Annotated in this window: 33 protein-coding genes; 15 read left to right on the forward strand and 18 right to left on the reverse strand. The window is 71.6% G+C overall.

The window, feature by feature from the left end; genetic code table 11:
* Positions 1 to 32: 32 nt before the first annotated feature.
* Positions 33 to 1,271, forward strand: a complete 1,239-nt coding sequence (locus tag Acy02nite_RS41170; protein ID WP_203754210.1) for a sensor histidine kinase — start codon at positions 33 to 35, stop codon at positions 1,269 to 1,271.
* A gap of 23 nt (positions 1,272 to 1,294) precedes the next feature.
* Complete coding sequence (locus tag Acy02nite_RS41175; protein ID WP_239175731.1) at positions 1,295 to 1,906, forward strand: LuxR C-terminal-related transcriptional regulator; 612 nt, start codon at positions 1,295 to 1,297, stop codon at positions 1,904 to 1,906.
* A 170-nt stretch (positions 1,907 to 2,076) separates the two neighbouring features.
* Here the strand turns inward: Acy02nite_RS41175 and Acy02nite_RS41180 are convergent, their stop codons facing one another.
* Positions 2,077 to 2,379, reverse strand: a complete 303-nt coding sequence (locus Acy02nite_RS41180) for a hypothetical protein (RefSeq protein ID WP_203754213.1) — start codon at positions 2,377 to 2,379, stop codon at positions 2,077 to 2,079.
* A gap of 34 nt (positions 2,380 to 2,413) precedes the next feature.
* Entirely contained in the window at positions 2,414 to 3,439 is a 1,026-nt protein-coding gene (locus Acy02nite_RS41185) for a Glu/Leu/Phe/Val dehydrogenase family protein (protein WP_203754215.1), read from the reverse strand.
* A gap of 79 nt (positions 3,440 to 3,518) precedes the next feature.
* Between Acy02nite_RS41185 and Acy02nite_RS41190 the strand changes: the two genes are divergently transcribed.
* The 6 genes from Acy02nite_RS41190 (at position 3,519) to Acy02nite_RS41215 (ending at position 6,649) form a co-directional block, all read left to right on the forward strand.
* A complete protein-coding gene (locus Acy02nite_RS41190) occupies positions 3,519 to 3,977 on the forward strand; it encodes an Lrp/AsnC family transcriptional regulator (protein ID WP_239175724.1) in 459 nt (152 codons plus the stop codon).
* A gap of 43 nt (positions 3,978 to 4,020) precedes the next feature.
* Positions 4,021 to 4,710: a hypothetical protein gene (locus tag Acy02nite_RS41195; protein WP_203754219.1), complete on the forward strand. Its 690-nt coding sequence runs from the start codon at positions 4,021 to 4,023 to the stop codon at positions 4,708 to 4,710.
* A complete protein-coding gene (locus tag Acy02nite_RS41200) occupies positions 4,707 to 5,033 on the forward strand; it encodes a transcriptional regulator (protein ID WP_203754222.1) in 327 nt (108 codons plus the stop codon). Before Acy02nite_RS41195 ends, Acy02nite_RS41200 begins: the two co-directional genes overlap by 4 nt.
* Positions 5,034 to 5,112: 79 nt before the next feature.
* Entirely contained in the window at positions 5,113 to 5,550 is a 438-nt protein-coding gene (locus tag Acy02nite_RS41205) for a MarR family winged helix-turn-helix transcriptional regulator (protein ID WP_203754225.1), read from the forward strand.
* The gene (locus Acy02nite_RS41210; RefSeq protein WP_203754227.1) at positions 5,547 to 6,158 is read left to right on the forward strand and encodes a maleylpyruvate isomerase family mycothiol-dependent enzyme; all 612 of its coding nucleotides are present in this window, start codon (positions 5,547 to 5,549) and stop codon (positions 6,156 to 6,158) included. The genes Acy02nite_RS41205 and Acy02nite_RS41210 overlap by 4 nt, the downstream gene beginning before the upstream one ends.
* Positions 6,155 to 6,649, forward strand: a complete 495-nt coding sequence (locus Acy02nite_RS41215; RefSeq protein WP_203754229.1) for an SMI1/KNR4 family protein — start codon at positions 6,155 to 6,157, stop codon at positions 6,647 to 6,649. The genes Acy02nite_RS41210 and Acy02nite_RS41215 overlap by 4 nt, the downstream gene beginning before the upstream one ends.
* 11 nt (positions 6,650 to 6,660) lie before the next feature.
* On the opposite strand, the gene Acy02nite_RS47390 is transcribed toward Acy02nite_RS41215, so the two are convergent.
* The 4 genes from Acy02nite_RS47390 to Acy02nite_RS41230 are packed head-to-tail and all read right to left on the reverse strand — an operon-like array spanning position 6,661 to position 9,071.
* Positions 6,661 to 6,786, reverse strand: coding sequence for a hypothetical protein (locus Acy02nite_RS47390; RefSeq protein ID WP_264653392.1), 126 nt, complete (start codon positions 6,784 to 6,786; stop codon positions 6,661 to 6,663).
* Positions 6,787 to 6,795: 9 nt separating this feature from the next.
* Positions 6,796 to 7,545: a VOC family protein gene (locus Acy02nite_RS41220; RefSeq protein WP_203754231.1), complete on the reverse strand. Its 750-nt coding sequence runs from the start codon at positions 7,543 to 7,545 to the stop codon at positions 6,796 to 6,798.
* On the reverse strand, positions 7,542 to 8,450 hold the full coding sequence (locus Acy02nite_RS41225) for a quinone oxidoreductase family protein (protein WP_203754233.1): 909 nt from the start codon (positions 8,448 to 8,450) through the stop codon (positions 7,542 to 7,544). The genes Acy02nite_RS41220 and Acy02nite_RS41225 overlap by 4 nt, the downstream gene beginning before the upstream one ends.
* A gap of 60 nt (positions 8,451 to 8,510) precedes the next feature.
* Positions 8,511 to 9,071 (reverse strand): hypothetical protein, encoded by a 561-nt coding sequence (locus Acy02nite_RS41230; RefSeq protein WP_203754235.1) that lies wholly within the window; start codon positions 9,069 to 9,071, stop codon positions 8,511 to 8,513.
* Positions 9,072 to 9,167: 96 nt separating this feature from the next.
* Here Acy02nite_RS41230 and Acy02nite_RS41235 point away from each other — a divergent pair, with 96 nt between their 5' ends.
* Positions 9,168 to 9,962 (forward strand): SAM-dependent methyltransferase, encoded by a 795-nt coding sequence (locus tag Acy02nite_RS41235; RefSeq protein WP_203754237.1) that lies wholly within the window; start codon positions 9,168 to 9,170, stop codon positions 9,960 to 9,962.
* On the opposite strand, the gene Acy02nite_RS41240 is transcribed toward Acy02nite_RS41235, so the two are convergent.
* Positions 9,938 to 10,360, reverse strand: coding sequence for a hypothetical protein (locus Acy02nite_RS41240; RefSeq protein WP_203754239.1), 423 nt, complete (start codon positions 10,358 to 10,360; stop codon positions 9,938 to 9,940). The genes Acy02nite_RS41235 and Acy02nite_RS41240 overlap by 25 nt on opposite strands.
* Before the next feature lie 135 nt (positions 10,361 to 10,495).
* Between Acy02nite_RS41240 and Acy02nite_RS41245 the strand changes: the two genes are divergently transcribed.
* From Acy02nite_RS41245 to Acy02nite_RS41255, 3 genes are read left to right on the forward strand one after another with little or no spacing between them, the layout of a single operon-like run.
* Positions 10,496 to 11,083, forward strand: coding sequence for a class I SAM-dependent methyltransferase (locus Acy02nite_RS41245; RefSeq protein WP_203754242.1), 588 nt, complete (start codon positions 10,496 to 10,498; stop codon positions 11,081 to 11,083).
* Positions 11,084 to 11,290 carry a hypothetical protein gene (locus Acy02nite_RS41250; protein WP_203754245.1) on the forward strand — a complete coding sequence of 69 codons (207 nt, stop codon included), beginning with the start codon at positions 11,084 to 11,086 and terminating at the stop codon, positions 11,288 to 11,290.
* Positions 11,291 to 11,333: 43 nt separating this feature from the next.
* On the forward strand, positions 11,334 to 11,840 hold the full coding sequence (locus Acy02nite_RS41255) for a septum formation family protein (RefSeq protein WP_203754248.1): 507 nt from the start codon (positions 11,334 to 11,336) through the stop codon (positions 11,838 to 11,840).
* A gap of 93 nt (positions 11,841 to 11,933) precedes the next feature.
* On the opposite strand, the gene Acy02nite_RS41260 is transcribed toward Acy02nite_RS41255, so the two are convergent.
* The 3 genes from Acy02nite_RS41260 to Acy02nite_RS41270 form a co-directional block, all read right to left on the reverse strand.
* On the reverse strand, positions 11,934 to 12,470 hold the full coding sequence (locus Acy02nite_RS41260) for a GNAT family N-acetyltransferase (protein WP_203754251.1): 537 nt from the start codon (positions 12,468 to 12,470) through the stop codon (positions 11,934 to 11,936).
* Between the two features lie 5 nt (positions 12,471 to 12,475).
* The gene (locus Acy02nite_RS41265) at positions 12,476 to 13,207 is read right to left on the reverse strand and encodes a dienelactone hydrolase family protein (RefSeq protein ID WP_203754254.1); all 732 of its coding nucleotides are present in this window, start codon (positions 13,205 to 13,207) and stop codon (positions 12,476 to 12,478) included.
* An 81-nt stretch (positions 13,208 to 13,288) separates the two neighbouring features.
* Complete coding sequence (locus tag Acy02nite_RS41270) at positions 13,289 to 14,257, reverse strand: tyrosine-type recombinase/integrase (RefSeq protein ID WP_203754257.1); 969 nt, start codon at positions 14,255 to 14,257, stop codon at positions 13,289 to 13,291.
* 1,116 nt (positions 14,258 to 15,373) lie between these two features.
* On the opposite strand from Acy02nite_RS41270, the gene Acy02nite_RS41275 reads away from it, so the two are divergent.
* Positions 15,374 to 16,114, forward strand: coding sequence for a hypothetical protein (locus Acy02nite_RS41275; protein ID WP_203754260.1), 741 nt, complete (start codon positions 15,374 to 15,376; stop codon positions 16,112 to 16,114).
* Between the two features lie 23 nt (positions 16,115 to 16,137).
* Here the strand turns inward: Acy02nite_RS41275 and Acy02nite_RS41280 are convergent, their stop codons facing one another.
* The 3 genes from Acy02nite_RS41280 to Acy02nite_RS41290 all read right to left on the reverse strand — a co-directional run bounded on the left by Acy02nite_RS41280 (position 16,138) and on the right by Acy02nite_RS41290 (position 19,315).
* Positions 16,138 to 16,548 carry an ankyrin repeat domain-containing protein gene (locus Acy02nite_RS41280; RefSeq protein ID WP_203754263.1) on the reverse strand — a complete coding sequence of 137 codons (411 nt, stop codon included), beginning with the start codon at positions 16,546 to 16,548 and terminating at the stop codon, positions 16,138 to 16,140.
* Between the two features lie 173 nt (positions 16,549 to 16,721).
* Positions 16,722 to 17,558 carry an undecaprenyl-diphosphate phosphatase gene (locus Acy02nite_RS41285; RefSeq protein WP_203754266.1) on the reverse strand — a complete coding sequence of 279 codons (837 nt, stop codon included), beginning with the start codon at positions 17,556 to 17,558 and terminating at the stop codon, positions 16,722 to 16,724.
* Positions 17,559 to 17,701: 143 nt separating this feature from the next.
* On the reverse strand, positions 17,702 to 19,315 hold the full coding sequence (locus Acy02nite_RS41290; protein WP_203754268.1) for an ABC-F family ATP-binding cassette domain-containing protein: 1,614 nt from the start codon (positions 19,313 to 19,315) through the stop codon (positions 17,702 to 17,704).
* 314 nt (positions 19,316 to 19,629) lie between these two features.
* Between Acy02nite_RS41290 and Acy02nite_RS41295 the strand changes: the two genes are divergently transcribed.
* Both Acy02nite_RS41295 and Acy02nite_RS41300 read left to right on the forward strand, forming a co-directional pair.
* Positions 19,630 to 20,865 carry an aminotransferase-like domain-containing protein gene (locus tag Acy02nite_RS41295; RefSeq protein ID WP_203754270.1) on the forward strand — a complete coding sequence of 412 codons (1,236 nt, stop codon included), beginning with the start codon at positions 19,630 to 19,632 and terminating at the stop codon, positions 20,863 to 20,865.
* A gap of 12 nt (positions 20,866 to 20,877) precedes the next feature.
* Positions 20,878 to 21,480 carry a dihydrofolate reductase family protein gene (locus Acy02nite_RS41300; RefSeq protein WP_203754272.1) on the forward strand — a complete coding sequence of 201 codons (603 nt, stop codon included), beginning with the start codon at positions 20,878 to 20,880 and terminating at the stop codon, positions 21,478 to 21,480.
* Positions 21,481 to 21,594: 114 nt separating this feature from the next.
* Here Acy02nite_RS41300 and Acy02nite_RS41305 read toward each other — a convergent pair whose 3' ends face one another.
* The 5 genes from Acy02nite_RS41305 to Acy02nite_RS41325 form a co-directional block, all read right to left on the reverse strand.
* Complete coding sequence (locus Acy02nite_RS41305) at positions 21,595 to 22,620, reverse strand: sigma-70 family RNA polymerase sigma factor (RefSeq protein ID WP_264653393.1); 1,026 nt, start codon at positions 22,618 to 22,620, stop codon at positions 21,595 to 21,597.
* Between the two features lie 581 nt (positions 22,621 to 23,201).
* Positions 23,202 to 24,197 (reverse strand): HEAT repeat domain-containing protein, encoded by a 996-nt coding sequence (locus Acy02nite_RS41310; protein ID WP_203754274.1) that lies wholly within the window; start codon positions 24,195 to 24,197, stop codon positions 23,202 to 23,204.
* Positions 24,191 to 24,838, reverse strand: coding sequence for a HEAT repeat domain-containing protein (locus tag Acy02nite_RS41315; protein ID WP_203754276.1), 648 nt, complete (start codon positions 24,836 to 24,838; stop codon positions 24,191 to 24,193). Before Acy02nite_RS41315 ends, Acy02nite_RS41310 begins: the two co-directional genes overlap by 7 nt.
* A 57-nt stretch (positions 24,839 to 24,895) precedes the next feature.
* Entirely contained in the window at positions 24,896 to 25,507 is a 612-nt protein-coding gene (locus Acy02nite_RS41320; protein WP_203754278.1) for a response regulator transcription factor, read from the reverse strand.
* Entirely contained in the window at positions 25,504 to 26,628 is a 1,125-nt protein-coding gene (locus Acy02nite_RS41325) for a sensor histidine kinase (RefSeq protein WP_239175728.1), read from the reverse strand. The genes Acy02nite_RS41320 and Acy02nite_RS41325 overlap by 4 nt, the downstream gene beginning before the upstream one ends.
* Between the last annotated feature and the right edge of the window lie 16 nt (positions 26,629 to 26,644).

Consider the following 26,644-nt stretch of genomic DNA (forward strand, 5'->3'; position numbering starts at 1 on the left):
TGCTCCCGTTGCCGGGTCGTAGGGTCGTGACCGTGGCGACGAGCGTGTGGCGGGCGATGGCGGGCAATCCCGTCCGATTCGTCCTGTCGCGGTGGCCATGGCGCAGCCTGGCCTATGTGGCCAGCAGCGTGGCGGTCATCCCGATCGCCTGGCTGGCCATCATGCCGCTGCTGCTGTTTCCGCCGCTGTTGATACTCGTCGGCATGCCGATCGGGGCGCTGGAGCGCCACCGGCTCGGCATCATGGCGCCCCTGGGGGTCCCCGACCCGCACGCACCCGCGCCCCCGAGCGGCTGGGCGTGGGTGCGGCTGCGGGTGACCGAGGCTGCCACCTGGCGCGAACTCGGCTATGCCGCATGCCTGCTGTCGGTGCTGGCGCTCCTCGACCTCGCCGCGGTGTTCGTCCTGTTCCTCTGCCTCCTGCTGCTGGTGCTGCCGCTGCTGGTCGGGGTGGGCGCGAACGTCCAGGTCGCGGTGGGCACCTGGACGGTCGAGACCGTCGGGCAGGCGTGCGCCGTGGCCGGTCTGGCCGGGGTGCCCGCGACGGTGATCACCCTGTACGGCATCAGCGTGCTCGGCGGCGCCCAGGCAGCCTTCGCCACGTGGCTGCTCGCGCCCACCGGCACCGAGACGAACCGTCAGGTCGAGGAACTGGCCCGGTCACGCAGCCGGTTGGTGAACTCGTTCGAGGCCGAGCGCCGTCGGATCGAGCGAGACCTGCACGACGGCGCGCAGCAACATCTGGTGCTCCTGACGATGAAGCTGGGCCTGGCCGAGCGGCATCTGGCCGCCGCGGACGGACGCGCCGGTGAACTCGTCGGCGAGGCCCACGAGCAGGCTCGGCTGGCACTCACGACCCTGCGGGACCAGATCCGCGGCATCCATCCTCAGATCCTCACCGATTTCGGGCTGGCCGAGGCGGTACGCGAACTCGCCGAACGGTGTCCGGTTCCGGTCGAGGCCGACCTCGACCTGCCGGGCCGGCTGCCGCCCGAGATCGAGTCCACCGCCTACTTCGTGGTCTCGGAGGCCCTGACCAACGCGGTACGACACGCCGCGGCCACGCGTATCCAGATCAGTGGCAGACTCGCTGAGCAACGGCTGGCGCTGACAATCGTCGACGACGGCAGGGGCGGCGCTGAACCGTCCCTGGGCACGGGCATGCGGGGGCTGGCCGACCGGGTGGCCGTCGTGGCCGGCACCCTGGAGATCAGCAGCCCACAAGGAGGACCCACCACCGTGCGGATCGACCTGCCGTGTCGTTACGAATAGTGCTTGCCGAAGACGCCACGCTCATGCGGGCCGGCCTCGTCAGCCTGCTCGAAGGACTGGGCCACACCGTGGTGGCGGCGGTCGGTGACGGTGACGCGATGATGGCGGCCGCCCGGGAGCACCGACCCGACCTGGTCGTCACCGATGTCCGCATGCCGCCCGGTTTCACCGACGAAGGGCTGCGTGCCGCGGTGACACTGCGCGCCGGCGACCCGGGCGCGGCGGTCCTCGTGCTGTCGCAGTACGCGGCCACCGCGTACGCCGCTGAACTGCTCGGCCCGTCCGGCCGGGCCGGAGTCGGTTACCTGCTCAAGGACCGCGTCGGCGAGGTCGCCGACTTCTCCGACGCGGTGTCGCGGGTCGCGGCCGGCGAGACCGTCATCGACCCCGACGTGGTCCGGCAGTTGCTGAACCGCCCACGCACGACCAACCCGCTCGACCGGTTGACCGCGCGGGAACGGGAGGTGCTCGGGCAGATGGCCGAAGGACACAACAACCCGTCCATCGCCCGGACGCTCGGCATCAGCGACGCCGCGGTGGCCAAACACATCGGCAACATCTTCACCAAACTCGACCTCCCCGAGACCGACGGCCACCGCCGGGTACTCGCCGTCCTGACCTACCTGCGAAGCTGACCGCCTCCGAGCCGGCGGCGGCAGCGACGGCGCGCGCGAGCCGCGAACTGGACCATCGCCGGCGCCGCCTCGGTGCGCTCGTGTGCCGCACCGGTGTCACCACCCGGGCAGCGCTTGCTCCACCACGCACCCCGGTGTCCGCTGCGCGGGGCAACGCCGAGCAGGGGTGGTCACAGCGGCCACAGCGGCAGCTGCTCGGGGCCATCGGCGGCGACGGTCAGGCCGTCGGCGCCGGTGGCCCGCAGGCAGCGGTGACAGGTGATCGGCGACGTCGTCGGGCGCAGCGCGGCCAGCTCGCCGCCGCTGACCCCGACGTGGCAGAGCGGGGCGGGCACCTCCAGCTCGCCCAGCCAGCGCACGGTCGCGACCGCGTGCACGGCGCCGCCGCCGCGCGACACCGCGTTCTTGCCGGCGAAGTCGGCCCGGGCGCGGGCGACGACAGCCGCGAGCAGGTCACCGGCCGAGGACGTCATGCGCCCATGCTGCCCCCGGGGTACGACACTTTTCTCAGTGCCGTACCGCGAACCGGTCCTGATCCTGCGTGATCAGCTGATCGACAACGGTCGCGGGGGTGACGCCGGTGGTGGCCGCCGTCTGCAGGATCGTGGCGAGGGTGTCGCCGATGCCGTGCAGCCGGGCGGCGACCTGCTCCGGGGTCTCGTGCAACAGTTCGACGGCGGTCGCGTGGATCAGGCCGCCGGCGCTGACGACCACGTCCGGCGCCCACAGGATGCCGCGCTCGTGCAGCAGGTCCGCGGTCGCGGGCACGTCCAGCTGGTTGTTGGCCGGCCCGGCGATGGCCGCGCAGCGCAGCGCGGGCACCGAGGCGGCGGTGAGCAGGCCGCCGAGCGCGGCCGGGATCAGCACGTCCACGTCCGCGGCCAGGCAGTCGCGGGGGCTGACCCAGGTCGCGCCGTGCCGGGCGGCCAGGGCGCCGCGGTCCTCGGTGTCGGCGGCGACCAGATGGGCTCTCTCGGCCGCGAGCAGTCGCAGGACGTGACCGCCGACCCGGCCCAGGCCCAGGATCGCGAAGCGGCGCCCGGCCAGGTCGGGGCTGCCGAAGCGCTGCCGGCAGACCGCGCGCAGGGCGGCGATCACGCCGGTGGCGGTGTGCTCGGAGGAGTCGCCGCTGCCACCGGCGGACGCGGGCCGGCAGAAGACGTGCTCGGTGCGTTCGCCGATGACGGCCATGTCGTCGGGGCCGGTGCCGACGTCCGGGCCGGTCGCGTAGCGCCCGCCGAGGAACGCGATCGTGTCGCCGACGTCGAGCAGCAGTGCGCGCCGGTCGGGCAGGTGCCCGGCCGGCAGGGCGACGACGGTCTTGCCGCCGCCCAGGGGCAGACCGGCGAGGGTGGTCTTGCCGGTCATCGCGGCCGACAGGCGCAGCGCGTCGGTGACGGCGTCGCGCCAGTGCGGGTAGTGCGTGAGCCGGCATCCGCCGGCCGCCATGCCGCGGGCGGTGGAGTGGACGGCGACGGTGATCGGCAGGCCGGTCCGGTGACCGCGCCGGGTGATGACAAGTTCGTGCTCCATGCGGGAGAAGCTAGCCATCCGCACGGCCGGTGATCAGCGATTCCGAACGACGTTCGGGGTTTGGTGGATAATCCCGGTCGTGGACGAACTTGATTCGGCGATCGTGGCGCACCTGCAGACGGATGCGCGCCAGACGAACCGGGAACTGGCCCGCCGGGTCGGGATCGCGCCGTCGACGTGCCTGGAACGGGTCCGGTCGCTGCGTGAGCGCGGGGTGATCACCGGGTTTCACGCCGAGGTGGACCTGGGGGCGCTGCACCGCGGGGTGCAGGCGCTGTTGCACGTGCAGATCAGGCCGCTGTCGCGGACCGTCATCGACAGTTTCAAGGCGTACGCGATGGGCCTGCCTGAGGTGTTGTCGGTGTTCGTGGTGGCCGGTGGGGACGACTTCCTGGTGCATGTCGCCGTGCCCAGCGTCGACGCACTGCACGGTTTTCTGATGGACAAGTTCAGCGGGCGCCGCGAGATCGTGGGTTTCCGCAGCTCAGTGATCTACGAGCACTCCCGCAAGCCGGTCATCGAGCCTCTGGATCCGTAGATTGGCACTGGCGCAAATCGGTTTGTGATGGAAACCTATTGGCATGACTGCTGATTCTGTTCACGCCGGGGGAGACCCGCGGCGGCTGCTCTCGCAGGTGCACGCCCTGTCCCGGCGGGTGCGCGCCGACCGGCGGGTGACCTGGGTCGCGCTGCTGGTCCTGGCGGTGGCGACGTTCGTGGCCATCCCGGTCGACTGGTTCGGCATGCAGGTCGACTGCGCCGCCGGCGGGGCGTGCCGGTTCAACCGGCTCGGCTCGCTGTACTTCTGGCCACCGGCGCTGCTGCTGTCGTACACGGTGATCGCCGTGGCCTACCGGCGGGTCGCCCGTTCCCGCGGCGTCGACGCGCGCGTGCTGCCGTACGCGATCACCGGCGCCGCCCTGACCGGCGTCTTCACCGCCGCCTGGGTGGGGGCGCGCATCTACGTCGCGAACCACCCGCCCGCGCCGGACGCGCCGCCGACCGCCGACTGGATCCTGCTGCTGGACCGCCTGGTCGCCCCGGCCGGCACGATCGGGGTGGCGCTGCTGGTCCTGGCCCGCCTCGAACGTAATCTCGCGCTGCTCGCGTTCACCCTGGCCTACCTGGCGATCGTGCTGATCCCGATCACGTTCGGCTGGCAGATGCACACCAGCGTGCAGGCCGAGTTCCTGCCCTCGCAGGTGATCAGCGGGGTCGTCCTGGCACTGGGCGCGGCCGGCTTCGCCCTGGCCCGCCGGCGGCAGCGGTGACCGCCGACGCGCTGCACCCGGTGACCGGCCTCGACGACGTCGTGCACCAGCGGGTCCGGCTCGGGATCCTGACCATCGCGCACGAGGCCTGCCGGGTCGAGTTCGGCTACCTGCGCACCCAGTTGCAGCTCACGGCCGGGAACCTGTCGCAGCACCTCGGCGTGCTGGAGACGGCCGGCCTGGTCGCGCTGGAGAAAGGCTACGAGGGCAAGCGGGGACGGACCTGGATCACCCTCACCCCGGCCGGCACACACGCCCTCGCCGCGGAGATCAGCCGGTTGAAGCAGCTCATCGCCCGCGTCACCCTCGACGACCAGCCCTGAGCACCCCGGCCGCGACGATCAAGAAGCTCGGCGCGTACGGCGGTGACGGCACCACCCTCGATATGACATCATTGTTGTCATGACGGGTGGGCGGGGTGCACGGATCTACGACGTGCTGCGCGAGACCCGGCCCCTCGTGCTCAACTCGGCCCGGGTGGTCGAGGCGGCGCTGCGCGACGACGGGATCAGCGTCGGCATGCGCGCCGTCCTCGAAGTGCTCGCCACCGCCGGGCCGCTGACCGTGCCCGGCATCGCGCACCGCCTCGACCTGGCCCGGCAGGGCATCCAGCGGCACGTCGACGACCTCGCCGCGCGCGGGCTGGTCACCGCGCAGACCAACCCGGCGCACCGCCGCTCGGTGCTGGTGCGCCTCACGGAGGCGGGCACCGCCCTGTTCGACCGCGTCCACGACGACGAACTGGCCCGCCTCGACACGATCGCCGCCGACTGCGGCGACGACGAGATCGCGGCGGCCCTCAAGGTGCTACGAGCGCTGAACCGGGACGTACGCCGATGAACGTCTACACGATGACCACCGCCAACCGGCTCCTGATCGCCGACCTGCTCGACTCCCTCGACGACACCCAGTGGCGCACCCCCACACTGTGCACGGGATGGACCGTCCACGAGATGGCAGCGCACCTCGTGCAGCCGATGCTGATCGGATTCCCCCGCTTCGTCGCCACGGCACTGCGCTACCGCGGCGACACCGACCGGACCGTCGACCACCTCACCCGCCGGATCGCACGCCGCGACCGGACCACCCTGATCGCCCTGCTGCGCGAGCACGCCGGCGACCAGATCGACCCGGTCCGGGTCGGGCCGATGGGGCCGTTCGCGGAGACCTGCGTGCACCTGCGCGACATCGCCCGCCCCCTCGGCCTGCCGGTCGACGTGCCCGTCACGCACTGGCAGTTCCTTCTCGACCACCTGACCGGGCCGGACGCGGCGCCGGGGCTCGTGCGGCCCGGCCGCCTGACCGGGGTCCGCCTGCACGCCACCGATGTGGACTGGGCGGCCGGTGACGGCGCCGCCGTGCGGGGCACCGCAGAAGCGCTGACCATGGCCGTCACCGGCCGCGACGTGGTCCTGCCCGAGCTGACCGGGCCCGGAACGCTGCGATGAACGTCGAGAAGTGGCGCGCCGACGTGCAGGCCGCCGCCGCCGACCTGGCCGGCTCCTTCACGACACGGTTCGGATTCGCGCCCGACGAGTACGTGGTCGGCGGGCCGGCCACCGCACAGGAACTCGCCGGGCTCGCCGGCCTGCACGGCGACGCCCTGCCGGCCGAGCTGCTCGCGCTGTACCGGGTGGTGGCCGAGGTCGGGCTGCCCGACGTCGGCAACGGATACTGGATCCACCGGCCGCCGCTGCCCGGGCAGGACCCCGGTCACCCGCGCCGGTTGAGTGACGGCCGGCCGGTGGTCGTGTTCGGCAGCGACGGCGGCGGCACCCTGTTCGCCCTGCCCGGCGGCGCCGGCGGGCCGGTCCTGGCCTTCTCCGGCGGCGAGCTCTCCGGCGGGGCGTACGAGGCGGGCTGCGCGACACCGGTCGCCGCGGACCTGCCCACGTTCCTGACCGCGATCCTGCACCGGATCCCCGACGGGCTCGGCTGAGCCGTCACCGCTCAGAGCGCGGCCACCGACGCGGGGGCGCGTTCCTGCCGCGCCAGGGCCCGGATCACGCTCAGCGGGCCGTGCCGCCACGCGGCGATCCGGCCCAGCAACCGGATCGTGGCGTCCGTTCGGATCATCCCCGCGGGCTAGTCGGCGGGTGAGCCCCTGCGCGGAGGGCGGGCGGTGACGCAGTACGCCCGGCCGGCCGGGTCACGCAGGGTGGTCCAGTCACCCGGGAGCCGGCGCACCACCGTGGCACCCAAAGCCTCGTGCCGGGCCACCTCGGCAGGCACGTCGTCGCAGGCCAGGTCGAGGTGGACCCCGGCCGGGCCGTCGTCCAGGCGCTGCAGCAGCAGCCGCATCGGGATCGGCGCCGGCGGCAGCAGGCGCTGGAACTGCGGCGAGTCCGGCATCGGCTCGAACTCCCAGCCGGTCACCGCACGCCAGAACGCGACCTCCGTCTCGTACCCGGCAGCGGGAATGTCCAGGCACACCTGGTCGGCCAGGCTCGCCTGACCGCCCGGCCACACCGCGGCCGGCGGGGCGGTCCGCTCGCCGCTCCACGGGACCAGGCAGAACGCTATCCCGGCGGGGGAGCGCAGCACCACGATCTCGTCGTCACGCATCACCTCGGCGGCACCGAGCGCGAGCAGCGGCGGCGCGGCCGTGAACGGGTCGGCCACGTGCAGATCCAGGTGGCAGCGGGCCGGGCCGTCGTCGCCGACGACCTGCACGCGCAGCATCGCGTCACCCGACGGCGGCCGCAACGTGGCGAACGTGCCGTCGCCGCGGCGCACCGACAACGTGGTGCCGGTCACCGCCAGCCAGAACTGCTCGGCCACCGGCGCGTCCGCGGCCGGCGTGTCCAGGAAACCGGTCACCCAGCGAATGGTCACGGAACCAGCACCACCTTCCCGCGGTTCTCCCGCGCCTCGACGATCTCGTGGGCCCGGGCCGCCCGGTCCAGCGGCAGCTCGGCGTGGATCGTGGCGGACAACTGCCACAGCTGCTCGCTGTGTACGGCATACCGGTCGCCGTGGTTGCGGGCGAAGTGCGCCATCGCGAAACCGGTGATCGTCTTCGCGCCGGCGAGCAGGTCGAACGCGGGCACCGTGCCACCACCACTGGCGAAGAAGATCAGCCGGCCGCCGGGACGGGCCGCCGCCAGCGCCCGCGGCAGCACGTCACCACCGGCGCCGTCGAGAACCACGTCGACCGGCTGCGCCGGGCTCAGATCGTCGTAGTCGAGGACCTCGTCGGCTCCCAGCCCGTACAGGAAATCGGATTTGGCCTTGCCGGCGACCGCGACCACCCGCCCGGCGCCGCGCCGGCGAGCGGCCTGGACCAGCAGATGACCGACGCCGCTCGCGGCAGCGGTGACCAGCACCGACTCGCCCGGCTGCACCGCCGCCGCCTCCAGCACGCCGAGCGCGACATGCCCGGACCGGACCAGCGCCACCGCCTGCACGTACGACGCGTCGTCCGGAATCCGGGACGCCATGATCGCCGGGGCCGTCACCACCTGCGCATAGGAGCCGCCGAACGGCAACGCCGCGACCCGGTCCCCGACCTGCCAGCCGGTGACCCCCGGACCGGCACCGATCACCTCACCGGCGACCTCCCCGCCGGGCACGGCCGGGAACGGGCCCTCGGCCTCCCGGACCCGCCGCACCGCCGGGCGGGTCACCCCGATCGCCGCGGCCCGGATCAGCAGCTCACCCTCGCCCGGCTCCGGCTGCTCGCCATCCTCCACCCGCAACACCTCAGGGCCACCCGCCGTGTAGAAACGGATCACTCGCATGCGCTTCACCCTACGAAGACAAGCAACCGATTTGGGTACGCCAGGCGCCCGGCCGGCTCATCACGCACCACGCTCGGCGAGCCGGATCAGCCGGCGCGCGAAACTGCGGTAGGCCGTGGCATACCCGTCCTGCCGGCCCGCCAGCCGGGCGACCTCCGCCCGCACCACCGCCCGCGCCCGCACCGGGTCCCCGTCGGCGAGCGCGACCGCCGGCACCAGGAACTGCCTGGTCCGCTCCGGTGCCAGCGACTCGATCCGGCGGACCAGGGCCGGCCAGTGCGCCCACCGGTCGATGAACGGCTGCCCCTGCACCACCACCGCCTCGGTCAGCTCCTGCACCGCCGGCCCCACCTCCGCGCCGGCCGCGAACTCCCAGCGCCGGCCCAGCGGCAACGTCACACAGGCCAGCGGCTCGTCCCAGCCGGCCGTCGCGAGCAGGATCCGCTCCACCGGCTCGTGCCGCACCCCGACCACCGGATCCGCCACCACCAGGTCATCCTCGCCCGTCAAGCGCAGGTCCAGCCAGCCGCACTCCGGCTGCAGCAGGATCCCGTGCCGGCGCCGGGTGAAACCGCAACACGCCAGCGCTCGCGCGCAGGCGTCCGTGACCCGTTTCCGCACCGCACATTCATAGCATCCACAAAGGACTTCCGGTGGCCTTTTGCGATAGCTTCGTCACGGACAGTTCCGCCGACCTCGACACGGGGAGCATGACACGTGGCCGACCACCTCGACACCTCCACCGTCCACCCGGCCCGCCGCTACAACTACTGGCTCGGCGGCAAGGACCACTTCGCCGCCGACCGCGAGTCCGGCGACCTGATCGAGAAAGCCCACCCCACGATCCGGCTCACCGCCCGGGAGAACCGCGCGTTCCTGCAACGCGCCGTGCACCACCTGGCCGCCGACGCCGGCATCGACCAGTTCCTCGACATCGGCACCGGCCTGCCCACCGCCGACAACACCCACGAGGTCGCTCAGCGCGCCAACCCCGGCGCCCGCGTCGTCTACGTCGACAACGACCCCATGGTGATGACCCACGCCCGCGCCCTGCTGTCGGGCACCGACACCGGCCGCACCTGCTACATCGAGGCCGACCTGCGCGAGCCCGGCACGATCCTCACCCACCCGCAACTCCGCGACACCCTCGACCTGAGCCGGCCCGTCGGCCTGACCCTCGTCGCCGTCCTGCACTTCATCGACTCCACCGGGCAGGCCCGCGACATCGTGCACGAGCTGCTGTCCGCGCTCGCCCCCGGCAGCTACCTGACCCTCACCCACGGCACCACCGACTTCGCCAGCGAGCAGGAGAAGGCGTATGCCCGCGACGTGATCGGCAAAGGAATCGCCGGCGTGTTCCCCCGCACCCACGAGGAGATCGCCTCCTTCTTCGGCGACCTGGAGCTGCTCGACCCGGGCATCGTCCCGGTCTCCGCATGGCGCCCACCCGCCGGGACAACCCTGCCCACACCCCATGACGTGGCCATCTACGGCGGCGTCGGCCGCCGCTGAGAGCCGCCCACACCAGGCAGGTCCGGATCCTCGCGCCGCGAGACCACCACCGCGACACCCGCCGCGGCGAGCTGCCCGGCAAGCAGCACCATCTCCGCCTCGGTCCCGGTCACCCCCTGCGCCAGGACGGACCGCAGCTCACCCACCGGCACCCCGCGCCCCCGCAACACCCGCATCACCGCCACCCGATCACCGGCGGGAAACCGCACCCCGAACGTGCCGCACTGCGCCAGCACCGCCGCCCGCAGATCCGCCGGCAGCTCCCCGCGCCCGCACACCAGCTCCACGCCGTCCCCGCACCCGTGGGACACCTCCCAGCGCAGCCGGCCACCGACCACGTAGTCCGACACCGTCGCCGTCCCACAGTGGTACGACACCACCGCCTCCGCGCCACCCATTCCCGCACGATAATCTCCGGGCGTCGGCCACGGTCGTACGCACACCTCGGGTTGAAGGTTGGGCTCTCAAAACCCGGGAAAAACGGCACCAAGCCTCAAACAGCACCACCCGGACGACCGGCAACGGGGGAGAACATGACCGATTACGACCAGCGCTACCGGACCGGCAACACCCCCTGGGAGATCGGCAAACCCCAGCCCGCCCTCACCGCCCTGCTCGAACACGGCGTGCGCGGCCCCAAGATCCTCGACCTCGGCTGCGGCACCGGCGACCTCGCCTGCACCCTGGCCCGCCGCGGCTACCACGTCACCGGCATCGACATCTCACCGCTGGCCATCGCCGCCGCCCGCACCAAAGCCGCCGGGCTCACCGCCACCTTCGACGTGCAGGACGCAACCAAACTGAACCTGCCGCAAGCGCCGTTCGACACCATCTTCGACAGCGGCCTGCTGCACAACCTGCACCGCGACGGCGGCGACGTCGACGCCTACCTCGCGCAGCTGCCCGCCCTCACCGAACCCGGCACCATGATCTACATCCTGGCGATCTCCGCCGCGGCGGGGGAGGGCTGGACCATCACCCGCGACTACCTGCACCAGTGCTTCCCGGAACCGGTGTGGACCGACACCACCATCAAAGACGTCGAAGCCGTCGCCGAGATCGACGACACCCGGGTCCGCATGCCCGCCTTCCTGCTGCGCACCGCCCGCGCCTACCACTAGATGCACCGCTGGCGCGACGACCGCATCGGATCAGCACTGCGCGGCGGGAACCCGACCATCCTCACCCGCCTCGACACCGCCGAGACGGCCGCCACCGACCTGTCCCGCATCTCCACCCAGTTGCAGGACATCATCGGCGCGTTCCGCTACCGACCCTGGCCGGACAGCCTGCCCGCGCCAGGCTCCTCGAGCGAGATTGCCTACTGACCGGGGCCGCGCGGAATGATCATCGGCCGGTACCGTTCCGGGCGTGACCGAGAGCTATGCGAATGATCCCTATCTGGGTGGCGCGAAACGGAAGTGGCCCGGGTATGTGGGTTTGGCGGTGACCGGCGGGGCGATCGTGTGGGGCCTCTTCTTCTGGGTGCCCCGCCACTTCCAGGACGACGACTTCACGATGGTCAACTCCGCGGAGGTCACGGCGGGAAACTGCATCTCGGATCTCGAGGACGAGACGGCCTACGCGTTTCCGGTGATCGACTGCGAGAAGGACCATCGGGCCGAGGTATACGCGATCAGCACCCTGCCCGGCGACACGTACCCCGGAGCCGAGGTCCTGGAGCAGAAGGTCAAGCAGTTCTGCGACGAGTCCTTCGGCCAGTACGACTCCCCGGCCGTCGACGGCTGGAAGACCTGGCAGTACTACCCATCGGCGGAGTCCTGGCCGGAGGACCGCGTGATGCTCTGCGTCATCGAGGCCCCGCAGAACCCGATCACCGGCTCGGTCGTCGCCGGCACCGAGATCCACACGAAGTAAGCCCGTGGCCGCTGGTAGAGGGGGTACCGGGTGACGGAGGCGGCGGCTTTGGCCGGGACGACGCCCCCCAGCACGACACACTGCGCGCCGCACTCACCCGCCTGACCGGTCCAGATCACCCGGAATCAGACTGAACACCGCCAGATCCGAACGCCCCGACCGGGTCCACGACGCATTACGCAACACGCCCTCGAACACGAACCCCGCCGACTCCGCCACCCGCCGCGACGCCCCATTACGCACATCCGACTGCAACGTGATCCGCGCGAAACCCAGCTCCGACAACGCCCACCCGGCCACCGCCCGCGCCGCCTCCACCGCGAAACCCCGCCCGCGCGCCCACGCCGCCGTCCAATAGTGGATCTCCGCCGTCATCGCCGACCAATCCGCCCCGAACAACGTCGCATGACACGCCAACCGGCCACTGGCCCGATCCACCCCGGCGAAAAGCTCCCCCCGGGCACACCAATCCACGGCACGATCCAAAGCCGCACCCGCATACCGGAAACCGACCGGAGCGAACCGCACGAACTCCCGCTCGTTCCACACCGCATGCACCGCCGGCGCGTCACCGGACTCGAACGCCCGCAGAACCAGCCGATCAGTGCCCAACGTCGCCCGCGGAAACACCCCGATCAGCGCCCACGGAAGAACGAAACCGCCTCGGCCAGCGCCAGATCCGTCAACACCGGATCATGCCGCGCACCCACATCACGCATGAACGCATGCTCACCACCCTGATAGACGTGCAACTCCACATCCGTCAACCCCGACGCGTACAACGACGACACCGTCTCCAACCGCGCCGCCGGCGGCACATGCGGATCCCGCGACCCGAACACCACCATCAACCGGCCCCGGATCTCACCGGCCCGCGACAACGAATCCGCCACATCCGCACCCAGCTGACCATTGTGCAAACCCGTCGGATAAAAACACACCGTCGCCGCCACCCGCTCGTCGAACGCCGCCCGGAACGCCAGATGACCACCGATACAAAAACCCGTCACCAGCAACGACGACACATCGTCACGCCGCTGCAAGAAATCCAGCACCGCCACCCGATCCGCATCGAACTGCGCCGCCGACGTCGCCGCCGCACCCGCCAGCCCCCGCGCCTTACCCGCATCGTCGAACTCCAGAGCCACCCCCGCAAGCTCGGAATGCGGATAGATCTCCGGCACACACACCACGAACCCCTCCGAGGCCAACCTGCGCGCCGACCGCAACGTCGACTCCGTCAGCTGGAAAATGTCGGTGTACAACACCACCCCGGGAAACGACCCGCCACCGGCCGGCGCCACCACGACCGCCCGGATCTCCCCGGCCGCCGACCCCACCCGCACCTCATCCTCACGCAACTTCATGAAGATCAACCTAACGGACAAATTCCCGCGTACGGCATCAGCACCGCGACCTCGATCCGCAGGCGTAGCCAGGGGCCCGCGTCAGGCCAACTCCCGCAACACGCGATTCGTCCGGTTCGACTGGATCGCCGCGCGCTGCTGCTCCGCCGTCACCTCGATGTAGTTCTGCGACGTCGCCAACGACGCATGACCCAGCAACCGCATGATCTCCGACGCGTTCGCCCCGTCCTCCGCCAGCCGCGTCGCGAACGTGTGCCGCAACGCATGCAACTGCGCACCCCGCGGCACCCGATCACCGACACCCGCACGACGAAAACACGACCGCACCAGATACTGCAGACCACCCCGCTGCAACGGCGCACCATGCCGATCCACCAGCAACGGATCCGACGCCGACACCCGGCCGAACCGCACCCGGCGACTCTCCACATACCGCTGCACGGCCGCATCCAGCCCACCGTCGATCGGCACCGACCGCGGACGGCCACCCTTGCCGGCCACCTCCACCCGCCGCTCACCGTCACGACCCGACACCGAACCGACCCGCAAACCCAGCAACTCCGACAACCGCAACCCCGCACACAACGCCAGCGCCAGAACCAGCACATCCCGCTCCGGCCACGGATCACGCTGCCGCTCGTCGACGCGCGACACCACCCGCAGAAGCTCCTCCGGCGTGTCCTCACCCCGCAACGGCTTGGGGGAGTGCGCCACCATCCGCGGCTTGTCCACCGCCGACATCGGATTGCCCGCCACCACACCCTCGGTCACCAGAAACGTGAAGAACGCATTCCACGACGACCAGGCCCGAGCCACGGAAGCGGGGGCGCGCTCCGCCGCGAACCGGGCAAAAGCGGCACGCAGCACGCGAGGGGAGAGGTCGGCGGGGGACTGCGGCGCGGGCACGGTCTGCTGCAACACCAGAGACAGATCACGGTGGTACGCGGCCAGGGTGTGCGCCGAGGGCTTGCGCGTCGCCCGCGCGGCGAGGAACTCGTCAACCAGCTCGGCGAGAGGGGAGAGTGGCTCAACGGCTGATTCGTGCTGCATAAGAGATATTATGCATGATATATCCGCATTCGTTTCCAGATGGACCTTAGCATGTAGGTCACCATTCCGAACGACTTTCGCCTCACCGGGCAGGGAAGGGGCTGCACGGGCACCGATGCTCGCGGTGTCCGGCGCGTTCCTGCCGACCGCGGCGGATGGGACCCAGGTCCGATCGGCTGGCCCGGAGTAGGGGGCCGCGCGCTTCGAGGCACAGAGGCCGACCCGGCCCTGAGGGAACCGGCATCCCGAGTCGAGCCGCGCAGGTGAGGACCATCGCGATGACTCGTCAGCCGGCCGCTTGGTCAGCTGTTAGAACGCCTGTCCGGTCGAGCGCGCATTGATCGGCACGCAGGTTTACAGGCCTTCAGGCGCCAATTCGTGCCTTCAGTGGCTTCCATGCCAAGAGCCCGGGGTCTGCAGCCCTGCGCACTTGGCGGGTGCGCACCGGCGAACTTCGCATTGAGGGGAGCGAGAGGCTGCCCTGCGACACCCCTCTCTGGCGGTTAGTTGACATAATATAAATTATCGACCTGAGATTTTAGGTGGTCGGAAGGGCTTGATAACGCTGATCCAGCGCATGCGCCGATCTATCAGTTCTCTGAGAAGCGCTCAGCGCGGATTCTTCCGATGTGCGCACTCGTCGCGCGCGCCGACTCGTGTCGGGAGAACCGTCGACCGACCCTTGACGAGTGACCGCTCCGGGGTTCGGTGATCAACAGCGGCTCAGCGAGTCCCGGCCGTCTTCGCGTGCCCAGGCGTCAGGCGGCTGCTTTCCCGAGTCGGTGCGGGTGGCCACAGCGGTCAACTGAAGGTTGACGTCTCCCCCGGCCTGTGCGTGGGCGGCATGGCACGATATCGCTGATCTTGATTGGGCAGGGAGGGTGCGGCGCACGGCGGTGACGTCGGCGGAGTGGTCACGAGGTATTGGGCGCACGCATCGGGCGATCGATGGCCCTCGGCGGATGCGCGTTCGCCAGCCGGCGCTGTTCGGGGTGCCGCTCCCCTGTCGTCCGACGCCTGATCTTGATCTTGGGTGTGCGGCGGGGCGAACGGTTCTTGTCGGTGGGGGCTGGTAGAAAGGGAGCCCTCTCATACAGGCGTACGAAGGTGGGGACGATGGCCGCGGCCGGCGTGGAGGCCCGTGGGTTGACCACGGAGGAGTTGGACGGGATCCGGGACGCGCTGGCGGCCGGGCGGAAGCCGAAGGTGCAGTTCACCGAGTCGGCGGGGCAGATCGCGGGGCAGATCGGGCAGGTGGTGGGGTTGGAGGATCCCGCGGTGTCCGAGGAGTGGGTGGTGGTGAAGTTCGGGCGTGACGAGTTGCCCTTCTCCCCCGTTGATCTGCGGATCGCGCCGAAGGGCGTGCCGGTGAAGAAGGCGGTGCCGCCGGTGGCGCCGGCGCCTGCTCCGGAGCCGGTGCTGTCGGGTCCGGAGTTTCTGATCGACAAGCCGATCGAGAAGCCGAAGCCGTCGCCGGTGCAGCGTAAGAGTGAGGACGATGTGGATAAAGAAGGTCAGCAGGAGATGACGGCGCCGGCTCCGCGGAAGGTGGCGCGTCCGGCGAAGCCGAAGCCGGGTCCGTCGTTGACGGTGACGCTCGCCTACGCGGAGGGCGAGTGGACGGTGGGGGCGAATCAGGGTGCGAAGGCGCTGGCGAAGCCGTATGTGATTCGTCCGGCGGAGGCGTTGAAGATGGTGCAGTTGATCGACGTGCCGGGGGTGCAGGAGGCGGTCGAGCAGATTCTGGCCGGTGAGCGTGCCGAGGCGGAGCAGCAGGCGCAGCGGTTGCGGGCGGAGCTGGCGGAGATCGAGGCGCGGCTGGCGGAGCTGGGTGAGGCGGGTTCGGCGTCGTCGTGACCCGGTGGTGTGGGGGCGCCGTGTTATCGGGCGGCGTCCCTGAGCAGGGTGAGGGTGTTCTGGTGGTTGCCGGCCTCGGCCCATTCGAGGGCGGTGTGGCCGTGGCCGTCGTCCTCGCGGGCGTGCGGGTCGGCGCCGGCGGCGAGCAGTTCGCGGACGGCGTCGTCGTGGCCCCAGCTGGCGGCGGCGCAGAGCGGTAGTCCTTCCTCGCCGTGGCCGCTTTCGAGGTGCGGGTCGGCGCCGGCGGCGATGAGGGCCCGGATGGTGGCGGGTCTGTTCTGCACGCTGGCGCGGTAGAGCGGGAGGTCGGCGTCGGGGCCGGGCCAGTTGGGGTCGGCGCCGGCGCGGAGCAGTGCGGTGACCTGGTCAGTGGTCCCCCAGCCGGCGGCTTCGAGGAGTTGTCGTTGCAGTTTCTTACGCCGGCGCAGATTCACGCCGCCCATTATGAGGGCCGCCCGTCGTGACGGCCGCCCATTCTGAGGGCCGCCTGCGCTGAGGGCCGACTGGCTGCAGCGGGCCGAAGAGCTCGCCGACGCGGCCGGGGCTGACCGTGCCGGCATGCGAAAAGCGCCCGCCGTGAAGGCCGGGCGCCTTTCGTCGGCGGTGGTTACTGGGCGCTGATGGTGCCGGTGGAGAGCAGCAGGACCAGCAGGGCGCCCAGGGCGAGGCGGTAGAAGATGAAGATGCTGTAGGAGTGCTTGGCGACGAACTTCAGCAGCCAGGTGACGGCGAAGTAGGCGACGACGAAGCTGACGGCGGTGGCGACGAGGGTGTTGGTCCAGCCGACGCCGTTGGAGATGTTGTCGAACTCTTCGTAGCCCTGCAGGATCGAGGCGCCGGTGAGGGCGGGGATCGAGAGGAAGAACGAGAGTTTGGTGACGGTCACCCGGTCGAGGTCGCGTAGCAGGCCGGCGGACATGGTGGAGCCGGAGCGGCTGATGCCGGGGATGACGGCGAGGCACTGGACGAGGCCGATGACGAGGGCGTCTTTCCAGGTGACGTCGTCCTCGTGGCGGACCTGGGTGGCGGCGTGGTCGGCGAAGGCCATGACGCCGGACCAGAGGATCAGGGCGCCGGCGACGAACCAGAGGCTGCGCAGGGTCGTCTCGATGGCGTCCTTGAAGGTGAGGCCGGCGATGACGATGGGGATCGAGCCGAGGATGACGGCGATCGCGAAGCGGAAGTCGGGCAGTTCCCGGGCTTCTTTGCTGGCGAGGCCTTTGAAGAAGGCGGGGACGATCCGGAGGATGTCCTTGCGCAGGAACAGGATCGTGGCGAGGACGGCGCCGGACTGGATGATGACGGTGAACGCGGTGATGTCCGGGTCGTCGAGCCGGTGGCCGAAGAGTTTCTCCAGGATGGTCAGGTGACCGGTGCTGGACACCGGGAGGAACTCGGTGACGCCCTCCACTGCGCCCATCACGATTGCTTCGAAGATGTTCAAACCCTGATCCCGCCCTGTTTGTCACGAGTGTGGCCGGGTTCAGAGCATAGGGGTGCGGGTCACGCGGACCGACGGCGGTCTCAGCTTTCGATCATGGCGCGGTCAGCGACGATGCGGTCACTACGCCGTCGGTGACGTTGCGGTTACGGCGCGCTGAGCGACGTCTCGGTCACGGTGCCGTCGGTGACGTGCCAGTGGCGGGTGGTGCCGATCGCGTCGGCGAAGTACCGGTCGTGGGAGACGACGAGCAGGGTCCCGCGGTACCGGCGCAGCGCTTCCTCGATGACGTCGAGGGCGTCGAAGTCGAGGAAGTTGGTCGGTTCGTCGAGCAGCAGCACCCGTGACGGGCTGTTGACCAGGATCGCCAGGAGCAGTCGCCGCAACTCCCCCGCGGACAGGTCACGCAGCCGGGAGGTCCACTGTTCCGGCTCGAACTGGTGGCCGGTCAGGAGTTTCTCGGCGTCGTCGACGTACACGGGAACCTGGGATCGGAAATGGTCCATGACGGTGGTGTCGGTGCGCAGGTGATCGGTGGTCTGCGGGAGCACGGCGACTTCGGGGTGCGCCTGGGCGACGGCGTGCAGCAGGGTGGTCTTGCCGGAGCCGTTGCGGCCGGTGACCAGGATGCGGTCGCCGCGGGTGACGTCGAGGTCGACGTGGTCGAGCAGGACGCGGTTGCCGTAGGAGACGTGCAGGTCGCGGATCTTGAGGACGATCTCGCCGGGGTCGCCGTCGTCGTCCGGGAACGCCAAGGTCAGGGCGGGCCGGGTGCGGGGTTCGGCGATCCAGGTGACGGAGGCCATCTGGCGGCGCAGTCGTCGTTCGCGGACCTTGGCCTTGCGGGCGACCAGGCGGGCGACGCGGCGCAGGTGGGGTGCTTCGACGCCGGAGCGTACCGAGTTCTCGACGCCGCGGGACTGGGCCTTGGTCCGTTCGATGTCGGCTTCCCAGCGGATCCGGTCCTTCTCCTGCGCCGCGAAGTCGAGCAGCAGGCGCTGCCAGCGGCGCTGTTTCTCCGCCCGGTACGCGGTGTAGCCGCCGCCGGGATAGTCCTGCGGTTGTTCGTCGATGCCGTCGAGCTCGATGACGCGGGTGACGGTGGCGTCGAGGAACGCCCGGTCGTGGCTGACGGTGAGCACGCCGCCGGGGAAGTCGCGCAGCCAGCCGAGCAGCCAGGTGGCGCCCTCGGCGTCGAGGTGGTTGGTGGGTTCGTCGAGCAGCAGCAGGTCGGGGCCGGTGAGCAGGGCGCGGGCGAGCATGAGGCGGGCCTGTTCGCCGCCGGAGATCGAGGCCAGGGGCAGGTCGTCGTCGAGGTGGTCGATGTCGAGGCGCTGGCGGATCTCGGTGAGGCGGGTCTCGGCGGTCCAGCCTTCGAGGGTGGTCCAGCGTTCCTGGGCCTGGGCGTACTCGTCGAGGACGTCGTCGCCGGCGGCCATCCGGGTCTCGAGCTCGCGCATGGTGGCGGTGACGGCCGCGAGCTCGCCGAGTCCGGCGGTGAGGAACGCGCCGACGGTGCCGTGCGGGTCGGGGACCTGCTGGGAGACGTACGCGATGGAGGTGCCGGGGGCGAAGCCGACGGTGCCGTGGGTGGGCTTCAGCTCGCCGGCGAGGACGCGGAGCAGGGTGGTCTTGCCGGCGCCGTTGGGGCCGACGACGCCGATCCGGTCGCCGTCCTGCAGGACCAGGTCGAAGCCTGCGAACAGCAGGTCACCGTCGTGGGCGCGGGCCAGGCCGGTGGCTTTGAGATGGGCGGGCATGCGAAAACCTCCGAAAGAGCAGGGATCAACACCGATTGCGTGTACGGGGTGTTGGTTGCTCTCACATGCGGCGTTCGTGCTCCCTCGGGGCCGGCGGCGGGTCCGGCACCCACTCTGCCCCGTGTGTCGGCGGTCGGCAACCGGAATCCAGTGGCCTGCCGGGCAAACCAATCGGGGAACCAATCGGGCCTTAGGGAGCGTTAGGCTGACCGCGGTGGCCTCGACCAGGCCCGAAGATCTGCCGCGCACGTCGATGGCACGACCGTCCGTGATCCGTGGGCTCGTTCGTCTCTCCTCGGAAATGGACTGCTGTCATGCGTCTGGCCACTGTTGCCTCCTCCCCCGTGCGTGACCTGCTCGCGCTGATCGACCGGCCGGAGGTGATCTCGTTCGCCGGTGGGCTGCCCGCGCCGGAGTTGTTCGATGCCGACGGCTGGCGGGCCGCGTTCGGCACGGCGCTGTCCGGGCCGTCCGCCCGGCGGCATCTGCAGTACGCCCCGACCGAGGGTGACCCGCGGCTGCGGGGGCAGCTCGCGGACCGGATGACCGCGCGGGGGCTGCCCACGCAGGCCGGGGATGTCCTGGTGACGACCGGGTCGCAGCAGGGGTTGACGCTGGTCGCGGCGGCGCTGCTGGATCCGGGTGCGACGGTGGTGGTGGAGGAGCCGACGTATCTGGCGGCGTTGCAGTGCTTCGCGATGGCCGGGGCGCGGATCGTGACGGTGCCCTCCGACGACGACGGGGTGGATCCGGATGCTCTGGAGCGGGTGTTCGCGCGGGAGCGTCCCGAGCTGGTCTACCTGGTGCCGACGTTCGCGAACCCGACCGGGCGGACCCTGGCGGCTGATCGGCGCGCGCGGGTCGCCGGGCTCGCCGAGCGGTACGGGGTGTGGATCGTGGAGGACGATCCGTACGGGGAGCTGCGGTACCGGGGCGACGCGATCGCGCCCGTGGCGGCGTACGCGGATCGGGTGATTCATCTCGGCAGCCTGTCGAAGATCGGGGCGCCGGGGCTGCGGCTCGGCTGGGTCCGCACGCCCGCGCCGTTGCGGGCGTCGCTGGTGGTCGCGAAGCAGGCGGCGGACCTGCACACGTCCACGATCGATCAGGCGGCGGCCGCGGCGTATCTGGCGGTGGCCGATCTGGACGGGCACGTGCGGGGCCTGCGGGTGGCGTACTGCGAGCGGCGCGACACGATGCTGCGGTTGCTGCCGGAGGCGATGCCGGCCGGGACGACGTGGACCGACCCGGACGGCGGGATGTTCGTGTGGGTGCGCCTGCCCGGGGACGCCGACACGGCGCGGTTGCTGCCGTACGCGTTGCGGCAGGACGTGGCGTTCGTGCCGGGAGCGCCGTTCTTCGCGGGGCGGCCGGATCGGGCGACGCTGCGGTTGTCGTTCAGCTCGAGCACCCCGGACGAGATCGCCGAGGGGATGCGGCGGCTGCGGGCGGCAGTACTTTCGGCGGGAAACGGTCCTCAGGAGGGGCGGCAGGGGGCCGTCGAGTTTGGCAAGCTTGCGGCGTCACACCTTCGACAGGACCTGATCTGAGGGGAAGCACTGATGGCGAAGCTCGTCTCCACCCTGTTCATCTCGGCCGACGGGGTCGCCGAGATCGATCCTGAGTGGCACTTTCCGTACTTCGACGAGAACATGGGCCGCGCCGTCACCGAGGACTACGAGACCGGCAACGTGCTGCTGATCGGCCGGGAGACCTACGACAGCTTCGCCGGGGCGTGGCCCGATCGGGAGGCCGGCGGTGAGGAGGACGCGCCGTTCGCCAAGCAGCTCGGTGACACACGCAAGGTCGTGGTCTCGCGGCAGCCGCTGCAGTTCACCTGGCGCAACTCGGAGCTGCTGCAGGGTGACCTGGTCGAGGCGGTGACCACGCTGAAGGCCGATCCGGGGGTCACCGGGGTGCTGGTCCCCGGGTCGATCTCGATCGTGCAGCAGCTGCTGGCGGCCGGGCTGGTCGACGAGTTGCGGCTGCTGGTGCATCCGGTCGCGGCGCGCAAGGGGCGGCGGCTGTTCGACGACGGTGACCGGGCCTACCACCTGCGGGTGGTGTCGACCGAGGCGTTCCCGACCGGGGTGCTGCGGGTGATCTACGCGCCCGGTGCGGCGCCGGCCGCGGCCGGCTATGAGGAGACGAAGGGTCAGGTCTGAGCCGGCTCGCCCGGTTGGCGGGGCCACAACCGTGCAAGGGTCAGATTTAAGTCGGCTTGCCCGGTTGGCGGGGCCACGACCATGGCCGGGGCGGCCCCGCCGGGCGGGCGCGCATCAGGCGGCGACGGCGAGACGCTCGCCCCGGACGTCGGTGACGCTCAGCCGGGAGGCCATGGTGCTGCGGGCGGCGATCTGCGCGGCGTAGGCGGCCCGGCGCCGGGTCACGCAGCCGTCCTTGGCGACCGGGCCGGCGACCTGCTCCATGTGCGTGGTCAGGCCGTCGCGCAGCAGGGCCAGGGCCTCGGTGCGCAACTGCGAAACGCGTGACTCGGTGACGCCGAGCTCGGCGGCAACCTCGGAGAGCGGACGCTCCTGCAGGAAGGAGGCCTCCACGACGAACCGCAGCCGCTCCGGCAGGACGGTGACCGCGTCGTGCAGGTAGCCGAGGCGCTCGCGATGCAGCAGCAGCTCCTCCGGGTTCATCGACGACTCGGTGACCATGTCCTCGGCGGCGCCGGCGGTGAAGCCCTGCAGCGACAGGACGGCGGCGCGCTGCACGTCGTCGTCGACGCTGGACAGCTCGCCGACGGCGACACCGAGCAGCTCGGCGAGCTCCTCGACGGTCGGGGTGCGGCCGAGCTGGCGGGTCAGCTCCTCGCGGGCGACGTCGGCGCGGCGGGCCCGGGCGCGGACCGAGCGGCTGGCCCAGTCCATGCTGCGCAGCTCGTCGAGCAGGGTGCCACGGACGCGGACGGCGGCGAACCGGCCGAACGGGATGCCGCGCGACTCGTCGAAGGCCTGCGCGGCGGTGACCAGGGCGGCGTATCCGGCCGACGCCAGGTCGTCACGGTGCACGTGCGGCGGCACCTTGAACAGCATCTCGCGGACCATGTGACCGACCAGGGCCATGTTGTCGCGGATCAGCTGCTCCTGCTCGCGGGTGACCGAGCGGGCGCCGGGCTTGGCCGCGGCCACGATGCCGGCCTCGGCGGCAGCCACGGCGGCGGGCTTGGTGGCGGTCACGGTGGCGGTCGCGACCGGCTCGGCGGCGAGCTTCGTGGTGGCCATGACGAGCTTGGTGGCGGGCGAGGCGGCGCGGGTGACGGACGTGGCGGCGGTCTGCTGAGCGGTCGCGGTCATTTCGGTTCCCCCCGTGGTGTCGGTTGCAGGGGGAACTTTTCGCGGCTACGGGTGCAGCGGATGGGCACTCTTGGTTGCCGCTCGGTTGCACTGCGAATTTCTTCTCAAGTCCGGCGGATGCCCTCATACCAGAATCACGACCCGGCCGTCCCGGCTTTGCACCCGCCCGAGACGCGCCCTCTCCGCGGCCCGTTCGGCGAGCGGGCCGTGAGGTTCCGGCTGGTGCTCATGGGCGTTATGAGGAACGAATAACGCCCATGAGCACCAGCCGGGGGGCCGCAGCGCGCCGCTGGCCAAGCCACGCGCCCACGCCGCGTCCGGACACCGGACGAGCAGTCGGATGAGCAACCGGACGGCCGGCGAAGCTCGGCGCGGCGGCGGTCAGGGCCGCCGAGGCCGGGCAAGCTGAGCGTGGCGGTGGTCGGGCGGGCTGACCAGAGCGGGCGCGGTGGTCGTGGCGCTGGTCGGGCGGGCTGACCGGACTGGGCGCGGTGGGCGTGGCGAAGCTGAGGTGCGGGGCGTCGTGGCGGCGGCATGGCGAAACGCGCGGGCGGGACTGCGGGGTGGACCGGGGGCAGGGGTCAGCCGGCGGGCGGGGTGCGGGCGGCGGCGAAGGCGGCGATCGCGGCGACCGTGCGGTCGGCGTCGCGGGACAGGTGGTGCAGGGTGTCGCGGGTGACGGCGGGCGGCAGCTCGGCGAGGGCCTGTGCCAGACGGATCCGTACCGCCGGGGACGCGGCCGGCGCGGACAGTTCCGCGAGCAGGGCGTTCAGGATCGGATCGGCGCCGGCAGGTTGCTGGGCGAGTGCTCCGAGCAGTTCGGAGGCTTCGACGTCGTTCACGCCGTCGACGATCATGGCGACGAGGGCGGGCAGGGCCGTGATCACGCCGCGCCGGCCGAGGGCGAGCGCGGCGGGCCCGCGAACCTCGGGGGCGGGGTCGTCGAGGGCGCCGGTGAGCAGGGTGGTCGCGTCGTCGTCGGGGATGGCCGCGAGGGCCAGGACGGCCCGCCGCCGGATCTGCGGGTCCGGCGCGTCGAGGCCGGCCGCGACCGCGTCGACCCCGGCGGTGCCGGCCCGGGTCAGGGCCCATCGCAGCGCGCCGGCGACGTTCGGATCGGATTCGGTCAGGACCGCCCCGGCGAGAACGTCGACGGGCATCGTGTCGGTCAGCACGCTCTGCTGGCGGCGGGCCGCGTCCGGCGAGTTCAGACCGTGCAGCAGCGCGACGATGCGCAGCACGCCCTGCCAGCCGTCCGGGGCCGACGCGTCGACCGCGCGGAGCCGGTCGAGGAGTTCCTGCTCCTGGCGCAGCCGGTCCTCGGTGCGGCGGATCAGGTCGGCGACCAGGTCGGCCGGCGCGAACGCCGGATCGTCCAGGGCCTGCTGGACCTGGCGCAGTGACAGGCCCAGCGAGCGCAGGCTCTCCACGTGGAAGATCCGGCGGATGTCGGCGGCGGCGTACTCGCGGTAGTTGCCGACGGTCCGGCCGGTGGGGCGGACCAGGCCGAGCGTGTCGTAGTGGCGCAGCATCCGGGTGCTGACCCCGGAGCGCCGCGCCACCTCACCGATCAGCACACGGTCTCCCCCGCGCGTTGCGGGCCGAGCGCCACGATCCGGATCGCCTCGTCGACGGCGAGGTCGAACCCGGCGTCCGGGTCGTGCAGCAGCTGCAGGGTGGCGCGCGCGTGGGCCCGTACCGCCGGATCGTCGCTGGTCAGAGCCGGCTGCAGGGCCGGTTCGGTGACGTCGCCGAGCATGATCATCGCCCGGCTCAGGCTGCGCTGCACCCCGCGGTCACCCCGGCCGAGCTCCGCGGTCAGCTCGGTGGCCAGGCCCTGCCGGTGCTCGTCGGGGACGAGCGCCGCGGCGGTACGCCAGGAGGCCCGGGCCACCTCGTCGTCGGCGTCGTGCAGCAGCGCCGCGGTGATCGCCGGCCACACCGACCGGTCGCCGATCTTGGAGAGGGTGTGCAGTGCCTGGCTGCGGGCCTGCGCGTGCGCGGAGCCCAGTTCGGCGCGCAGCCGCGGCACGGTCAGCTCGGCGGGGAGCCGGGTCAGCGCCCAGGTGAGCATGTCGCGCACGAAGAAGTCCGGTTCGACGGCGCACCGGGTGACGAGGGCGTCGAGCAGGGCCGGGTCGGGGCGGGTGCCGGCTGCCATCGCCGCCTGCAGCCGGGTTTGCGGGTTTCCCGCGTTCAACGCCATGATCAAGTCCATGGGGACCACCTCCGGCACCCAGTCAAGACCTTGTCACTGTGTCAACCTCAAGGGGTTTCAGCCGAGCAGCCAGCCGTTGTCGACGGCGAGGCGGACCGCTTCGGCGCGGGTGCGCGCCCCGGTCTTGCCGATCGCCGACGACAGGTGGTTGCGGACCGTCCCGTCGGACAGGCGCAGCTCCCGCGCGATGTCGGCGACGGTCCCGCCGTCGCGGGCGGCGCGCAGCACGTCGGATTCGCGGTCGGTCAGCGGCGAGTCGCCGTGCGCGAGGCTCTGCGCCGCGAGAGCCGGGTCGAGCACGCGCAGGCCCTGGTGGACGCGGCGGACCGCGTCGGCGAGCTGCCGGGCCGGGGTGTCCTTGACGACGAACCCGGACGCGCCGGCCGCCATCGCCTGGCGCAGGTAGCCGGCCCGGCCGAACGTGGTGACCATCAGCACCCGGCAGGAGGGCATCGCCTCGTGCAGCAGGCGGGCCGCGCTGATCCCGTCCAGGCCGGGCATCTGCACGTCGAGCAGGGCGACGTCGACGTCGTGGGCGAGGGCGGCGTCGACGACCTCGTCGCCGCGGCCGACCTCGGTGACGACCTTGATGTCGGGTTCCAGGTCGAGCAGGGCGGCCATCGCGCCGCGGACCAGGGCCTGGTCGTCGGCGAGCAACAACTTGATCATGAGGGGATCTCCACTCGTACTCGGAAGCCGGGCCGGTCCCCGCGTTGCCCGCAGGTCAGGTGCGCGCCCAGCTCGTCGGCGCGCCGGCGCAGGCCGGCCAGGCCCTGACCGGGGGTGGTGGCGGTGGTGGCGCCCGGCCCGTCGTCGACGATCTCGACACTGGTGGGGCTCAGCCGGACCTCGGCGTGCCGGGCCCGGCTGTGCCGGACGATGTTGGTGACCGCCTCACGGATCGTCCAGGCGAACAGCTCCCGGTGGCGGGTCGGCACGTCGTCGGCCGCGCCGGGCAGGTCGGCCTCGACGTTCGCGGCGGCCAGAGCGGCCTTCGCGGCGGCGATCTCCCCGGGCAGGGAGATGCCGCGCATACCCATCGCGGTCGCCCGCACGTCGGCCAGCGCGTCGCGGGACAGCGTTTCCAGGTCGGCGAGTTCGGCGCGGGTCCGGGCGAGGTCGACGTCCAGCAGGCGCTGGGCGAGCTCGGCCTTGACCGCGATCACGGTCAGCGAGTGCCCGAGGATGTCGTGCAGCTCCGCGGCGATGCGGGAGCGTTCACCGGCGACGGCCAGCTCGGCCAGCTCGTGCTGCGCCTGGATCAGCCGGGACTGCCGTTCCAGGGCCAGGCGCATCCCCCAGGTCGCGGCCGCGCCCAGCACCACGGCCAGGGCGTACCCCTGGCTGACGGCGTGCCAGCCGGGCACGGAGCGGATGGCGATCTCGACGGTCAGGGCGACGACGACCGCGACGGCCAGGCCCTGCTCCAGGCGCAGGCCCATCACCGCGGTCGCACTGATGTAGACCGCGCAGGTCAGCACCGACGAACCGGCCGCCGGAAGCTGCAGCAGCGCGAGCCCGGCCAGCAGGGCCAGGCCGAGCCAGATCGGCAGGGTGTGCTGCGGGTACGGCAGGTCGCGCCGGACGCGGCGCATCGTGCCGACGATCCACACGTAGGTCAGGGCGAACAGGGCGAGCGCGGCCAGGCCCACGTCGCGCCACATGCCGTGCGGCGCGTCGAGCAGGGCATCGAGGTTCTCGCCGAGATAGAACAGCCAGATCGCGGCGAACGCCCAGCCGGCACGGAAACCGCGGCGGCCGGGCATCTCGGTGGGCGGTACTGACATCATGAGCGAACCGTACCGG

The sequence above is a fragment of the Actinoplanes cyaneus genome (assembly GCF_016862095.1).
GTDB lineage: Bacteria > Actinomycetota > Actinomycetes > Mycobacteriales > Micromonosporaceae > Actinoplanes > Actinoplanes cyaneus.